At 44.5% G+C, this 14,167-nt stretch carries 13 protein-coding genes, 1 riboswitch and 1 other annotated feature; of the genes, 6 read left to right on the forward strand and 7 right to left on the reverse strand.

The window, feature by feature from the left end; all coding sequences use genetic code 11:
* The first annotated feature begins 130 nt into the window (after positions 1–130).
* Both ACFOGI_RS03860 and ytkD read left to right on the forward strand, forming a co-directional pair.
* The gene (locus ACFOGI_RS03860) at positions 131–682 is read left to right on the forward strand and encodes a hypothetical protein (protein ID WP_390268688.1); all 552 of its coding nucleotides are present in this window, start codon (positions 131–133) and stop codon (positions 680–682) included.
* A 20-nt stretch (positions 683–702) separates the two neighbouring features.
* The gene (gene ytkD / locus ACFOGI_RS03865) at positions 703–1,179 is read left to right on the forward strand and encodes an RNA deprotection pyrophosphohydrolase (protein WP_390268691.1); all 477 of its coding nucleotides are present in this window, start codon (positions 703–705) and stop codon (positions 1,177–1,179) included.
* Positions 1,180–1,188: 9 nt separating this feature from the next.
* Here the strand turns inward: ytkD and ACFOGI_RS03870 are convergent, their stop codons facing one another.
* The 4 genes from ACFOGI_RS03870 to pckA form a co-directional block, all read right to left on the reverse strand.
* Positions 1,189–1,995 carry an ABC transporter permease gene (locus ACFOGI_RS03870; protein ID WP_390268694.1) on the reverse strand — a complete coding sequence of 269 codons (807 nt, stop codon included), beginning with the start codon at positions 1,993–1,995 and terminating at the stop codon, positions 1,189–1,191.
* Positions 1,985–2,794 (reverse strand): ABC transporter ATP-binding protein, encoded by an 810-nt coding sequence (locus tag ACFOGI_RS03875; RefSeq protein WP_390268697.1) that lies wholly within the window; start codon positions 2,792–2,794, stop codon positions 1,985–1,987. The genes ACFOGI_RS03870 and ACFOGI_RS03875 overlap by 11 nt, the downstream gene beginning before the upstream one ends.
* Before the next feature lie 11 nt (positions 2,795–2,805).
* Positions 2,806–3,780 (reverse strand): ABC transporter substrate-binding protein, encoded by a 975-nt coding sequence (locus ACFOGI_RS03880; protein ID WP_390268724.1) that lies wholly within the window; start codon positions 3,778–3,780, stop codon positions 2,806–2,808.
* A 175-nt stretch (positions 3,781–3,955) separates the two neighbouring features.
* Positions 3,956–5,542, reverse strand: a complete 1,587-nt coding sequence (gene pckA / locus ACFOGI_RS03885) for a phosphoenolpyruvate carboxykinase (ATP) (protein WP_390268700.1) — start codon at positions 5,540–5,542, stop codon at positions 3,956–3,958.
* 213 nt (positions 5,543–5,755) lie between these two features.
* Positions 5,756–5,864: riboswitch (SAM riboswitch) on the forward strand.
* A 205-nt stretch (positions 5,865–6,069) separates the two neighbouring features.
* On the opposite strand from pckA, the gene metK reads away from it, so the two are divergent.
* Positions 6,070–7,272: a methionine adenosyltransferase gene (gene metK, locus ACFOGI_RS03890; RefSeq protein ID WP_390268703.1), complete on the forward strand. Its 1,203-nt coding sequence runs from the start codon at positions 6,070–6,072 to the stop codon at positions 7,270–7,272.
* Between the two features lie 44 nt (positions 7,273–7,316).
* On the opposite strand, the gene ACFOGI_RS03895 is transcribed toward metK, so the two are convergent.
* Positions 7,317–7,829, reverse strand: a complete 513-nt coding sequence (locus ACFOGI_RS03895; RefSeq protein ID WP_390268706.1) for a gamma carbonic anhydrase — start codon at positions 7,827–7,829, stop codon at positions 7,317–7,319.
* Positions 7,830–7,916: 87 nt separating this feature from the next.
* On the opposite strand from ACFOGI_RS03895, the gene ACFOGI_RS03900 reads away from it, so the two are divergent.
* Positions 7,917–8,993: a tetraprenyl-beta-curcumene synthase family protein gene (locus ACFOGI_RS03900; protein ID WP_390268709.1), complete on the forward strand. Its 1,077-nt coding sequence runs from the start codon at positions 7,917–7,919 to the stop codon at positions 8,991–8,993.
* 19 nt (positions 8,994–9,012) lie between these two features.
* On the opposite strand, the gene ACFOGI_RS03905 is transcribed toward ACFOGI_RS03900, so the two are convergent.
* A complete protein-coding gene (locus tag ACFOGI_RS03905) occupies positions 9,013–9,573 on the reverse strand; it encodes a class I SAM-dependent methyltransferase (protein WP_390268712.1) in 561 nt (186 codons plus the stop codon).
* A 105-nt stretch (positions 9,574–9,678) separates the two neighbouring features.
* Positions 9,679–9,903: a binding site (T-box leader), on the forward strand.
* Positions 9,904–9,966: 63 nt separating this feature from the next.
* Between ACFOGI_RS03905 and leuS the strand changes: the two genes are divergently transcribed.
* On the forward strand, positions 9,967–12,381 hold the full coding sequence (gene leuS / locus ACFOGI_RS03910; RefSeq protein WP_390268715.1) for a leucine--tRNA ligase: 2,415 nt from the start codon (positions 9,967–9,969) through the stop codon (positions 12,379–12,381).
* Between the two features lie 63 nt (positions 12,382–12,444).
* On the opposite strand, the gene ACFOGI_RS03915 is transcribed toward leuS, so the two are convergent.
* Positions 12,445–13,206, reverse strand: coding sequence for a hypothetical protein (locus ACFOGI_RS03915; protein WP_390268718.1), 762 nt, complete (start codon positions 13,204–13,206; stop codon positions 12,445–12,447).
* 106 nt (positions 13,207–13,312) lie between these two features.
* On the opposite strand from ACFOGI_RS03915, the gene ACFOGI_RS03920 reads away from it, so the two are divergent.
* The gene (locus ACFOGI_RS03920) at positions 13,313–13,621 is read left to right on the forward strand and encodes a rhodanese-like domain-containing protein (protein WP_390268721.1); all 309 of its coding nucleotides are present in this window, start codon (positions 13,313–13,315) and stop codon (positions 13,619–13,621) included.
* Positions 13,622–14,167: the final 546 nt, after the last annotated feature.

Below are 14,167 nucleotides of genomic sequence, written 5' to 3' on the forward strand. Positions count from 1 at the left end.
CGTATACGGGTCCGTACGTACGGTGGTGTGAGAGGACGGAGGTTAGTCACCTCCTCCTACTCGATTGTGGTTTAGCAGCTCCCTGTTAAAGGAATAATAAGAGCAGATAGTTATTAAAGGGGAGAGCATCATGAAAGACAAATTCACCAAAGGAAAATTAACTATTCTGATTGGATCTATTCTTACAGTGTTATTGCTGAATATGTTAAATACATACGGACTGCCGCATGTCATCGCAGAAGAACATGGACAGTCAGAAAAACAGTCCGTAAAAAAAGAACTTAATAATACGGAAGGACAGCCATCCCATCAAGAAATTGTAGAATTGACCAGCCGGTTCATGGATCTGCTTGTCCAAGACATTGACAAGCAATACAAGGTAATAAACTACCGTACAAAAGAGCAGCTGCTTCAGGAATTTGAGAACGTCACTGACAGGCAAACGGCTAAGCCTTATGTGGATTATTATTATACAGAAAAGGCGGATGGGCTTTACCTGCTGCCGACAGAAACACCTCGTTGGTTTTCTGAGAAGAATTCCTATGATATGGTACAATTAGAAGATGACAGAGTGAAGGTCATTCAGGAGAATGATTCAGTATTGTACGGCAATTATCAAATCGAAATTGAATTCACCCTCAAAGAGAATGAATGGTTGATCACGGATGTCACTCATTTCTAAGCGGCAAAGGCAGTGTAAATATGTATCGATTCAAGGATTATTACAGTAATCAAGTAACACTATCATTTAAGGACCATCCCTTTTCCAACACACCAGGGCATGTTTGGGTGATATGCCGATATAAAGACAAGTGGCTGCTGACCAAGCATAGAGGCAGAGGAATGGAGTTCCCTGGTGGGAAAGTCGAAAAGGGAGAAACATCAAAGCAAGCAGCAATTCGTGAAGTGAAAGAAGAAACTGGAGGGAATGTGTGCTCCATTTGTTATATCGGGCAGTATCATGTGGATGGAAAAAGGGAAAAAGTCGTCAAGAATGTTTATTATGCCCATGTGGATGAACTGCCTCCACAAGAAACCTACTATGAGACGGATGGACCGGTAATTCTATCAACTTTACCGTCCGATATAAAAGAAGAGCCTTCCTACAGTTTTATCATGAAAGATGATGTACTGGTTCACTGCCTCGAATATATTAAAAATCGCCTACCCGAAACATAGGCGATTTTTTTATGGTGTGTGCCGGATCAGCCATTTTTCCAACTGTTCTACAAGCTTATACATAAGGGCTGCCAATACGGCAATGAGGACAAGGCTTGACATGACCACAGAAAAGTCAAACACTTGGAAGCCATAGATGATCAAATACCCTAGTCCTTGTTTGGAGACAAGGAACTCACCGACAATAACGCCAACCCAAGCTAACCCTACATTGACTTTCAGTGTGGAAATCATCGCTGGTGTAGCGGCTGGGAAGATCGCTTCCTGAAAGCATTGCTTACGCGTTGCTCCAAAGCTTTTCAGGACTTTTTGATAGTTTGGATCCACTTCACGGAAGGCGGAGTAGACAACGAGTGTAGTAATGATAATAGATATTATTGCACCCATTGCAATGATCGAGACAAGTCCAGGTCCCATTGCAACAATGATAATTGGCCCTAAAGCGACCTTTGGCATTGCATTCAAAACAACAAGATAAGGATCAAGTATATTCGATATCCTATCGGAACTCCATAATAATGTAGCGATCAAAATGCCGCCGATGGTTCCAATCAGGAATCCCAACAAGGTCTCAAATAGAGTGAACTGTAGATGGCTGAATAATGACCCATTGGTAAAACGTTCCATGAGCAGGGTGTATACGCGGCTTGGTGAGCTGAACAGCAATGGATCAATCCAATAATATCTGGAAGCTATTTCCCACAAGGTAAGCAGGGTAAGCAAGATGCCTACTTGCCACATCATCACCGTCCGTCTCTCTTTTTTCAGTCCGTTTTTATATTCTTCGTATAATTGTTGATCGGTCTTATTTGCCATGATTCTTAGACACCACCTTGCTTTGTGGAGAATCATTTTCCCTTTTTTCTAGATCCTGCCAAATCTTATCAAACAGCAGCTGGTATTTGGCATGTTTCCTTACTTTGAAGGGTGCTTCATTCCTTAATTCGACCGGAACTTCATAGCTTTTCGCTATGGTACCTGGATTAGCATCCATGATGAGGATTCGATCGCTCATAGCAATTGCTTCCCCGATATCATGGGTGACCAGGATGGTTGTTTTTCTATAGCTCTTCAATATATTGGCTACTAGATCCTCGAGCTTCAACTTCGTTTGATAGTCAAGGGCTGAGAAAGGCTCATCCAGCAAAAATAATTTCGGGTCATTTATGAGAGTACGGACAAGGGCTGCCCGTTGTCGCATACCACCGGATAAAGAACTTGGATAGGAATCTGCCACTCCATGCAGACCCACCTCATCCAGCATTTCCAAAGCAGCCTTCTTCTTCTCATCTGTACGTGTGTTGGTTATCTTTGGCCCAAGGAGAACATTATCCATGATGGTTTTCCATGGAAACAGGTAATCTTGCTGCAGCATATAACCAATCGCAAGCTTCGAACGCGAAATTGGCTCCTCCTGTAAGAGGACCCTTCCGGCAGTAGGGTGGATGATGCCAGCCAGAATGGACAGAACGGTTGATTTTCCACATCCGCTTGGTCCCAACAATCCAATGAATTCTCCTTCTTTTGCGGACAGAGTGACTTGATCTAGTGCTTTGGTATAGCTTTTAGGAGAGAAATAGTGGTGGGATACCTTATCCATGGTTAAAAATGACATACTATTCCTCCTCAGTCACTGATTGCTTCTTCTGCAAACTCCGTATTTACCAGTTCATCATAAGGTACATCTGCTGGAAGCTCCCCTGCTTCATTCATGATATCTTTCAGATTCCCCCATTCTTTTTCATCAAGGATAGGGTCGGTTGCAAATGATCCTTGCTGTTTGTAACGGTCAATAGAAGCAGTGAGCATATCAATTTCCGTATCTTCGAAGTACGGATGGATCACTTCCGCAATTTCCTCAGCGCTGTGTTCCTGCACCCATTGTTGTGCCCTATAAACTGCATTGGTAAATTTCTGTACAGTCTCTTCATTTTGATCCATAAAACTTTGTTTAGTCATATATACTGTATACGGCACTTGACCCGACTCCTCGCCGAAGGAAGCAACAATATCTCCTGTACCCTCTTTTTCAAAGACACTTGCTGTTGGCTCGAATAATTGGACATAATCGTAATCTCCGGAGGAAAACGCCCCAGGGATATTAGCGAAATCCACATTTTGACTGAGATTCAAATCATGGTGGGGATCAATTCCATGCTGTTTCAGTACATATTCTCCTACCATCTGCGGCATTCCGCCGACCCGCTGTCCAAGGAAGTTGCTGTCTTTTAGATCTTCCCATTCAAAATCGGGCTGAGGTTCTTTTGCTACCAAAAAAGTTCCATCCGTTTGGGTAAGCTGGGCAAAATTCATGGCATAGTCTTTGGAATCTTGGGCGTAGACATAGATGGAGGTTTCAGATCCAACCAGTGCTATATCCGCACCATCGGAGAGCAGGGCAGTCATCGTGGTGTCTCCTCCCCAGGTCGTTTGAAGGTCAATTTCCAAACCTTCTTCTTCAAAAAAACCTTTTTCCAGTGCTACATACTGTGGAGCATAGAATAGGGAACGTGTTACTTCAGCAACGCTAACAGAGACTGTGCTGTTTGAGTTGCAGGCGGTAAGGAAAAGGAAAAGGATACTGAGGCTGACAACGGACATAATCTTTGTCTTCACAACGTTCAACCCCTTAAATAGTGTGATGTCAACATAGCTTATGCAGAATGGGAAAATGTGTGAATGCCTAGAGGCAAGAAACTGAAATTTAAAAAGCCGGCCCCGTTGAGGGACCGGCTTCATTTATAAACATTCCTTTTGGGATGAGGAATCAATTGTCTCAGACCCTGTATGCGGGTCCTGCTTGCTTGATGTCATCACCGGCTTCTGTAAATTTCTCAAAGTTCCGGTGGAATTTCATGGCTAATGATTTTGCTGTTTCTTCGTATGCTTCTTTATCTTCCCACGTGTATTTCGGTACCAAAACTTCGTCAGGCACTCCAGGAACCTGCAGTGGAATATTCAAGTCGAAGATTTCGTCTCTGACAGTTTCCACTGAATTCAATTCACCTTCCAATGCCGAGTGGATCATGGCGCGGGTGTAGGACAGCTTCATCCGTTTTCCCGTCCCATAAGAACCACCGGTCCAGCCTGTGTTAACCAAGAAGACATTCGAATTGTGCTGATCAATTTTCTCTCCGAGCATCTCTGCATAAGCTGCCGGTTTCAATGGCAGGAATGGTGCACCAAAGCAGGCGGAGAAGGTTGCCTGTGGTTCTGTGACTCCGCGTTCTGTCCCTGCAAGTTTACTGGTATAACCACTAAGGAAATGATACATTGCCTGCTCTTTGGTCAGTTTACTGATCGGAGGCAGGGTGCCTGATGCGTCTGCTGTCAGGAATATGATGGTATTGGGGTGGCCTGCCACACTAGGAGAAATAATATTGTCCATATTTTCCAACGGGTATGCGGCCCGAGTATTTTCGGTCAAGGAAGTATCATCGTAGTCAGGCAATCTGGAAGAGCGGTCCAGCACGACGTTTTCCAGCACAGAACCGAATCGTATCGCCTTATGGATCTGTGGTTCTTTTTCCTCGGAAAGGTTAATGCATTTTGCGTAACAGCCGCCTTCAATGTTGAATACTCCGTTCGGTCCCCAGCCATGTTCATCATCACCGATCAGCCGCCGGTAAGGGTCGGCGGAAAGCGTGGTCTTTCCTGTGCCTGATAATCCGAAAAATAGGGCGACATCTCCTTCTTGCCCAACGTTGGCAGAACAGTGCATCGACAGGATATCCTGCCGGGGCAAGAGGTAGTTCATGACAGAAAAGATCGATTTTTTAATTTCGCCAGCATACTCGGTTCCTCCTATGAGGACCACACGCTTTTTGAAGGAGATGATAATGAACGTTTCAGAGTTGGTGCCGTCCGCTTCCGGGTCGGCTTTGAAATCAGGTGCAGAAACCACAGTGAATTCCGCTTGGTGTCCAGAAAGTTCTTCTTCAGACGGCGTTATGAATAATTGCCTTGCAAAAAGATTGTGCCAGGCATATTCATTGATCACCTGAATAGGTAGTCGATATTTTGAATCAGCGCCGGCGAATCCTTTGAAGCTGTATAATACATCTTTTTCTTTTAAATGGGACAACATTTTTTCATACAATCTATTGAAAGAGGATTCATCAATTTGTTGATTGACTGCTCCCCAGTCGATATGATCTTCGGAAATTTCGTCTTCTACGATATATTTATCCTTAGGAGAGCGTCCGGTATATGCCCCTGTGGTGGCACGCACCGCTCCGGTAGCGGTAAGGATGCCCTCATTACGGGCCAGGATTTGTTCCACCAGCTGTGGTACCGTTAAGTTCTCCTGGAGATTCACATGTGAATGGATTTCTTTTGTTAATGATTTTTCCACCATTTTCATTTCGACAACCCGCCTTTTTTTGATGAATTTACACAGTATACTTATCAAACATCCATTTTTTTCTGATTATGTTTATTAGTATAACACATTAAAAAATATAGTCCACACTAATTCTGCGATTATTTTATGAAAAATTGAACTTTACTATGGCTGCCTTCCAAAAAGGTTGACACACCAGACCTCTTTCGATACGATTAACTGCGAACGGATACTCTCTTATTCAGAGTTGGTGGAGGGACAGCCCCGATGAAGCCCAGCAACCATCACGTCAGCGTGAAAAGGTGCTTACCTGATGCAAGGATATTTCCTTGGACAATAAGAGTGAAAGGCCATAACCTTTCCTCATGATGGCAGGAAAGGTTTTTTCTTTGTTTGAACGTTATTGTTGCCTGACAGGAAATCCTTAGGCTTCCATATTAGGTTATGGAAATCCGGTATGTTCTGATATTTTTAACCAGTTTGGATAAAAAGGAAAAACATAAGGAAAAATAGAGTACCGTAATATAATTAGGGGAGGATTTAGCCACATGGCTGAAAACCGTCGTTTATTCACTTCTGAATCAGTAACAGAAGGACATCCGGATAAGATATCCGATCAGATATCCGATGCTATTCTGGATGAAATACTTAAAAAGGACCCTTTTGCCAGGGTAGCGTGTGAAACTACCGTTACAACCGGGTTGGTATTGGTAGCTGGTGAAATTTCCACTAGTACATATGTAGATATTCCGGCACTAGTGCGCCGGACGGTGAAGGAAATCGGCTATACTCGGGCAAAGTTCGGGTTTGATGCAGATACCTGTGCCGTACTCACTGCGATTGATGAGCAATCGCCTGATATTGCTGGAGGGGTCAATCAAGCTCTTGAAGCTCGCCAAGGCAAGATGACGGAAGAGGAAATTGATGCAATCGGTGCAGGGGACCAGGGCTTGATGTTCGGTTTTGCTTGTGATGAAACAGAAGAATTGATGCCATTGCCAATTTCTCTGGCACATAAGCTTGCCAAAAGCCTGGCAGATTCTAGAAAGGATAAAGTCCTCGACTATCTCCGCCCGGACGGTAAGACACAGGTGACGGTAGAGTATGATGAAGAGGATCGCCCAGTCAAGGTCGATACCATTGTCATATCTACCCAACATCACCAGGATATTCCGTTGGAACAGATCGAGAAGGATATTAAGGAACATGTGATCAAACCTGTCGTGCCCCCCGAATTGCTGGACGATACGACCAAGTATTTCATCAATCCGACTGGACGTTTCGTCATAGGCGGTCCACAAGGGGATGCAGGACTAACCGGACGGAAAATCATCGTAGATACTTATGGCGGCTATGCCAGGCATGGTGGAGGAGCATTCAGCGGCAAGGATGCCACGAAAGTGGACCGCTCTGCAGCATATGCTGCCCGTTACGTAGCCAAGAATATTGTCGCGGCAGGACTTGCCAAAACATGTGAGGTGCAGCTGGCTTATGCCATCGGTGTAGCAGAACCGGTATCCATTTCTGTGAACACATTCGGCACAGGAGTTGTCGGAGAGCAGAAACTGGTTCAATCCATACGCAAAATATTTGATCTCCGGCCGGCAGGAATCATCCGCATGCTTGACCTGCAAAAGCCTATCTTTCGTAATACCGCGGCCTATGGGCATTTTGGAAGGACGGATGTCCAATTCCCATGGGAGAAAACAGATAAGGTGGATGAATTGAAGGCACTGACCGAAATTGAATAAGAATAAAAGAAGGCCATGCAGGATCATTCCTGTATGGCCTTCTTTTATAGATTGGTGTGTTCCTTATAATACTGTCCTTTTTCGACATAAGACTTTCTGACTCGTTCCATTTCTTTATGATCCTCTTCCGTCAACTCTCTGACCACTTTCGCTGGTCTGCCCATAACAAGTGTATTGGCCGGAACTTTCTTACCTGGAGGGACGAGGCTGCCTGCTCCTACAAATGCATTCTCTCCTATTTCTGCCCCGTCTAAAATTATGGAACCCATTCCGATCAGTGCTTTCTCTCTTACGATGGCGGAATGAAGTGTTACTTGATGGCCAACGGTCACATCGTCTTCAATCACCAATGTACGGCCAGGGCTTTGATGAAGCATGGACAAATCCTGGATATTGACACGTTTACCAATCCGTGTCGGTGCTACGTCCCCCCGTATGACCGTTTTGAACCAAACACTTGAATTTTCTCCAATGGAAACGTCACCGATCACCAGGGCATCTTCTGCCAGGAATACCGTATCATGAATGGATGGTTCCTTATCTTTATAAGCATACATAGTTGAATCCTCCTTGGAAATATGATGATATAATTAGTATAACAAACCGGAGATGAAGACGGACATTTCCAGGGTGGAGGAATTGGATTGTCAAAACAAGTCCCAACCAAGGCATTGGTATTAATGAAAAGAGTGTATCAGCAAGTATTTCCGGCGGTGGACAGGGAACTTACCTACTGGAAGAGACGAGCTTTGGAGATCCCTGACATGGAGTTGCGAAGCCAGGCACTGGCCAGTATGGAGGCAAAGCGATTCCATTGTCAGGGAGGAGCAGTGTACAGTTTGCTTGCAGGGAAGGAATTCGAGGAGGCGGTGCGGTTCATTGTTGCCTACCAGACGATCAGTGACTATTTGGACAATCTTTGTGATCGGAGCACATCGATGGACCCTGCAGATTTCCGCCAGCTTCATCAAGCAATGGAAGATGCACTGGTACCTGGGAAAGAGACCAGGAATTATTACCGGTATAGAGAAGAACAGGATGATGGAGGATACCTTGCAGAGCTGGCAGCTACATGTCGACACACAGTCACCCATCTGGATAACTACCAGATGGTGAAAGATTATCTTCTTGACCTCCAATGTCTATATACCGATCTGCAGGTACATAAACATGTTGCCAAACAGGAAAGGGTACCAAGATTGACAGCGTGGTTTCATCAGCATAAAACATCGTTTCAAGGGTTGGATTGGTACGAGTTTTCTGCTGCAGCTGGCTCAACACTCGGGGTATTCAGTCTTGTATCCTATGCCTTGTCCAGTCATATGGATGAAGAGGTTGCTGGAAAAATTTATGATGGATACTTTCCATATATACAAGCGGTACATATCATGCTGGATTATTTTATCGATCAGCAGGAGGATGAAGCAGAAGGGGACTTGAACTTCTGTAGCTATTATGAAGACCAGGACAGGATGAAGGAGCGATTCCTCTTTTTCATCCAGCAGGCCGAGAGCCGGAGCCATTCACTGCCAAATCCGCTATTTCACCAGATGGTGCTGGAAGGCCTAATCGGTCTATACTTGGGCGACCCCAAGGTGGATGAATTGAGAAATGGCCCACAGATGCGGCGGACGCTGATCAAACGGGGAGGTTGGAGATCTAGATTTTTTTACTGGAATACGGCGCTTTATTATCGATTGAATGGGGGAAAGAGTGGTTGAACCCATCCAATTGCTAGCGTCACTTTTTTTGTACCGCGACTATAAACGGAGGATCATTCTTTTGGTTGATGAATGCGTATTGAAGAACCGTATATGTTTGCTGATCCAACTGTTCCAGGTATTCCAGTACCGCTTCTTTTTCTTCTCGCCCTCCTTGGTGCCCGTGATAGACGACAAGTACCGTCATTTTCCCTTTTCCCATCCGGGAAAGCAGGGTAGTTAGTGCTTCTGTGGTTGAAGATCCTCTTGTAACAACTGATTTATCGCTCCTTGGAAGGTAGCCAAGATTGAAAATGGCACCGCCGATTTCCTTATCAGGCAAGTACGCAGAGGCGTGTGCATGGCTATCATGGATGAGTGTGACATTGTGGCAGGCTGCGTCTGCAAGTGACTGTTTTGTATTCTGTATCGCTTGCTGTTGGACATCGAAAGCGTATACCTTGCCCTCGGGTCCAGTGAGTCTGCTCAGGAAAACTGTGTCATGGCCGTTGCCGCAGGTCGCATCGACGACAATATCTCCGTGCTCTACAGAATTTTTCAGCAATTCATGTGCATAATCGAGGATTCCTTTGACCATCATGTGAATAACTCCTTTTCTTGACATGTTTCATGTCCATCATAGCAGATGAAAAGGAGGTTGTCTTGACAAACTTCCTACATTTCATTACCATTCTATATACATAATGCAACGACATGGAGAAGGATCAGTAATAAAGTCTATCCGGGTAGAGAGAGGCAGTGGCAGGTGGAAACTGTTCCCGGAAATTTATGAACTCCCCTTCGGAGTCGCAGGAGTGAACCTTGCCCAGTAGTTCCTGCCGTAAATCTGCGTTAAAGATTCGAGTGAACGTATACTTACGTTAATTTGGGTGGTACCGCGGGGCCCTTTCAAAGGCTGCTCGTCCCTATTTTATAGGGAGGGGTGGCTTTTTTTGATGCATTTCCATTTAATGCCAACAGAGGAGGAAAATCAATGAGTTTTGATCATCGCCATATTGAAGACAAGTGGCAGAGTTATTGGAAGAACAACAAAACATTCAAAACGGATACGTATTCCAAAAAAGAAAAAGTCTATGCATTGGATATGTTCCCGTATCCATCTGGAGCAGGACTCCATGTAGGCCATCCCGAAGGTTATACGGCTACAGACATATTCTCCCGTATGAAGAGGATGCAGGGCTATGAAGTACTTCATCCGATGGGATGGGATGCTTTCGGTCTCCCGGCTGAACAGTATGCCCTTGATACAGGGAACAGTCCGGAAGCATTTACCGCTGAAAATATTGCCACATTCAAACGGCAAATCCAGGAGCTGGGTTTCTCTTATGACTGGGACAGAGAAATCAATACTACAGACCCGAACTATTATAAATGGACCCAGTGGATTTTTACAAAGTTATATGAGCATGGCCTTGCCTATATGGACGAAGTGGCAGTGAACTGGTGTCCGGCCTTGGGAACAGTACTAGCGAATGAAGAGGTAATAGACGGAAAAAGTGAACGAGGCGGGCATCCAGTGGTACGGAAGCCAATGAAACAGTGGATGCTTAAGATTACAGCCTATGCGGATCGTTTGCTAGAGGACCTTGATGATGTGGACTGGCCAGAAAGCATCAAGGACATGCAGCGTAATTGGATAGGCAGGTCAGAAGGAGCGGAAGTCACCTTCTCCATTGATGGTCATGAGGAGGTATTCACCGTCTTCACTACGAGACCGGACACATTATTTGGTGCTACTTATGCTGTCTTGGCTCCTGAACATCCGTATGTGGAAAAGATTGTGACGGAAGACAGAAGAGAAAGTGTGAATTCCTACTTGGAAGAGGTACAAACCAAATCTGAATTGGAACGAACAGATCTTGCAAAAGAAAAGACGGGAGCATTTACAGGTGCTTATGCTATCAATCCTGTGAATCAGGAAAAGATGCCTATCTGGGTAGCGGATTATGTCATGATGGGCTATGGAACTGGTGCGATCATGGCTGTTCCGGGACATGATCAACGAGATTATGAATTTGCGACCAAATTCGAGCTCCCGATCAAAGAAGTGGTTGCTGGAGGAGATCTGTCTTCTGAGGCATATACTGGTGATGGGAAACATGTGAATTCCGACTTCCTCAACGGTTTGGAGACAGAAGAGGCCATCAGCAAGATGATTGATTGGCTTGTAGAGCAAGGAAAAGGGGAAAAGAAAGTCACCTACCGCCTGCGTGACTGGCTTTTCGCCAGACAGCGTTACTGGGGTGAACCTATCCCTGTCATCCATTGGGAAGACGGTACGATGACTACAGTGCCGGAAGAAGTGCTACCACTGGAGTTGCCTAAGATGGACGAAATTAAACCATCGGGTACAGGTGAGTCACCTCTTGCTAATGCAACCGAATGGGTGAATGTCACCGACCCTGAAACAGGAATGAAAGGCCGTCGGGAAACCAATACCATGCCGCAATGGGCAGGAAGCTGCTGGTATTTCCTGCGCTACATCGACCCGCATAACACCGAGAAGTTGGCGGATCCGGAAGCCTTGAAAGAATGGCTCCCTATTGACATTTATATCGGAGGAGCAGAACACGCAGTACTACATCTTCTATATGCCCGGTTCTGGCATAAGTTCCTTTACGACATTGGTGTGGTTCCGACAAAAGAACCGTTCATGAAGTTATTTAACCAAGGAATGATTCTTGGTGAAGGAAACGAAAAAATGAGTAAATCAAAAGGAAATGTTGTAAACCCTGATGATATTGTCTTCTCTCATGGTGCAGACACTCTCCGTCTGTATGAAATGTTCATGGGGCCGTTGGATGCCGCGGTTGCGTGGTCCACAAATGGTCTGGACGGAGCCAGAAGATTCCTTGATCGGGTTTGGAGATTATTGATCAGTGAGGAAGGGTCTTTGTCTGAAAAAATTACTGATCAACCTAATGGGAAACTTGAAAAGGTTTATCATGAAACCGTCAAAAAAGTCACCGAAGACTTTGAAAACCTTCATTTCAATACGGGTATATCCCAAATGATGGTCTTTATCAATGAAGGCTACAAAGCGGACCATCTGCCGAAGGAATATGTCGAAGGGTTTGTCAAACTGCTTTCCCCGGTAGCCCCGCATCTTGCTGAAGAGCTCTGGGAACGTCTTGGCTACTCAGAAACGATCAGTTACCAGCCATGGCCCGAGTATGAGGAAGATAAATTGGTGGAAGATGAAGTAGAGATCGTCATTCAGATCATGGGGAAAGTCAAAGCAAAAATGAATGTCGCTCAAGACATATCAAAAGAGGAATTGGAAGAAAAAGCCTTAGCTAATGACAAGATAAAAGAGCTTATCGAAGGAAAAACCGTACGTAAAGTCATCGTCGTTCCTGGTAAGCTTGTGAATATTGTAGCTAACTGATAAAAAGCCTCCCTATACCGTTAGGGGGGCTTTTAATGTAGGAGTAATGGACGCTAACCAGTATCATGACGGAGGCTGGGGTGACGGGGTTGGCAGCCATTTGGTCTGGAGGATGATCCAGTTGTCGTCCTCGTAAAACCACAGGGTTTCTATTGTTCCTAATTGATCTGCATGATATGCCCCGCTGATTTGCTGGTAGCTTTTCAAACCGTAACCCTTATTCTTGTTTACTAAGATGGGATCAAAATAGGCAATGGGATCGATCATCAAAGATTTGGGCTGTATCAGTTTGCCGGATTCATCATAAATACCCAGCTCGATATATTCTGTTTTACGTTCGCTGACGTCTATGGACTGTTCTTCACTTGTCGGTGTGAGTTTGATCATCGCCTTGAAGTTATCCTGGAATTCCCCGCTTACGGGCTGCTCTGGAAGGGGAATCTCCTCTAACTTGTCTCCTTTGAATGTATGCAGTTGATAATTATACAGTCCTCCGCTTCCGCCAGTGGCGCTTTGGTAGAACACATCTTTTACACCATCATGGTTCAGATCTAAAAATTGCAGTTCGGGTTCATAACCGCCGCCATAAGAAATTTTCCACTCCTTACCGAATTTATTTGATACATCTATCCCTATATCGCGATAATAGTTCGTGTCATCGGAGAATAGAGTTCCTTTTAGTTCGATTGTCTCCTTGTAACCATCACCCGCAATATCTTCATGGAATGTCTGGATCAAGATGGAGTCAGGTATGGTTGATTCAGCTGCAGCATGCGAAGGAATTACAATTGATAAAAGGATGAGGAATATATGAGTGAATATCATCAAAAGCCCCCTATGCATTTTCTTCCTTATTATTCTGTGTAGGATATTTGCAACCTATACCAGGAATAAGTATGATTGAACCATCATGGAAAAAAGGGTGAGAGAGATGAGTGAGGTAAAAGAAACTACACCAGAAGAACTGGAACGTCGTTTGGAGAACAATGATAATCTGACCATTATCGATGTCAGAGAGGATGAAGAAGTGGAACAAGGTATGATTGAAGGAGCGAAACACATTCCTCTTGGCGAGATTCCTGAATCCCTGGATAACCTGGATAAAGAAGAGAACTATGTGTTGGTATGCAGGTCAGGAGCCAGGAGTATGAGAGCTTCCGCATTTCTAAAGGAACACGGCTATAAGGTTGAAAATATGGCTGGAGGAATGCTTGAGTGGAAAGGTGACGTCAAGAGATAACGAGCCTATTCGATCCATAGAATACCCGCCACCCGCAAGTATCAGGAGGATTTGCAAGTGTAATTCTCCCTTATTGCGGGTGAATTTATGTTTATTCCCGTAAACTTTCTATATTATGATTACACAGGAATCTGTGTGGCCTTTAGGAATGATAAAGTCTTTATCCGTGTTAAGCGGAGGGCTCACCTCTGTTCACTATTGTAACAACTTATTATGTTGTTACGTTTATAATATATCTTTTGGTAGAAAAACTGTTGACGATCATCGTCGCAGGTGATATATTATTAAAGTCGCCATAAAGAAGAAAGGCGAACCGGGAAGAAACACGACGAAAACAACGATTCAAAAAAGTTGTTGACACAAACTTCTCGTCATGATATATTAATTAGGTCGCTTCAAAAACGACCGAAACAATTTGCTCTTTGAAAACTGAACAAAACAACCAGTATGTCAAGAAGAAACAACTCGTTTTTTTCTAATAAACAGCAGGAACTTGGTTCCTGCAAAAGCTAAGACATTCGATAGGATTGATTGGTGTCAGTCTTA

The organism is Virgibacillus xinjiangensis, from assembly GCF_042643145.1.
GTDB classification, from domain to species: domain Bacteria; phylum Bacillota; class Bacilli; order Bacillales; family Amphibacillaceae; genus Virgibacillus_O; species Virgibacillus_O xinjiangensis.

What these genes read in the sequence shown, in the direction of transcription:
- ACFOGI_RS03860 (WP_390268688.1), top strand. Translation starts at nt 131, where the DNA reads ATGAAAGACAAATTCACCAAAGGAAAATTAACTATTCTGATTGGATCT.
- ytkD (WP_390268691.1), top strand. Translation starts at nt 703, where the DNA reads ATGTATCGATTCAAGGATTATTACAGTAATCAAGTAACACTATCATTT.
- ACFOGI_RS03870 (WP_390268694.1), bottom strand. Translation starts at nt 1,995, where the DNA reads ATGGCAAATAAGACCGATCAACAATTATACGAAGAATATAAAAACGGA.
- ACFOGI_RS03875 (WP_390268697.1), bottom strand. Translation starts at nt 2,794, where the DNA reads ATGTCATTTTTAACCATGGATAAGGTATCCCACCACTATTTCTCTCCT.
- ACFOGI_RS03880 (WP_390268724.1), bottom strand. Translation starts at nt 3,780, where the DNA reads ATGTCCGTTGTCAGCCTCAGTATCCTTTTCCTTTTCCTTACCGCCTGC.
- pckA (WP_390268700.1), bottom strand. Translation starts at nt 5,542, where the DNA reads ATGAAAATGGTGGAAAAATCATTAACAAAAGAAATCCATTCACATGTG.
- metK (WP_390268703.1), top strand. Translation starts at nt 6,070, where the DNA reads ATGGCTGAAAACCGTCGTTTATTCACTTCTGAATCAGTAACAGAAGGA.
- ACFOGI_RS03895 (WP_390268706.1), bottom strand. Translation starts at nt 7,829, where the DNA reads ATGTATGCTTATAAAGATAAGGAACCATCCATTCATGATACGGTATTC.
- ACFOGI_RS03905 (WP_390268712.1), bottom strand. Translation starts at nt 9,573, where the DNA reads ATGATGGTCAAAGGAATCCTCGATTATGCACATGAATTGCTGAAAAAT.
- leuS (WP_390268715.1), top strand. Translation starts at nt 9,967, where the DNA reads ATGAGTTTTGATCATCGCCATATTGAAGACAAGTGGCAGAGTTATTGG.
- ACFOGI_RS03915 (WP_390268718.1), bottom strand. Translation starts at nt 13,206, where the DNA reads ATGATATTCACTCATATATTCCTCATCCTTTTATCAATTGTAATTCCT.
- ACFOGI_RS03920 (WP_390268721.1), top strand. Translation starts at nt 13,313, where the DNA reads ATGAGTGAGGTAAAAGAAACTACACCAGAAGAACTGGAACGTCGTTTG.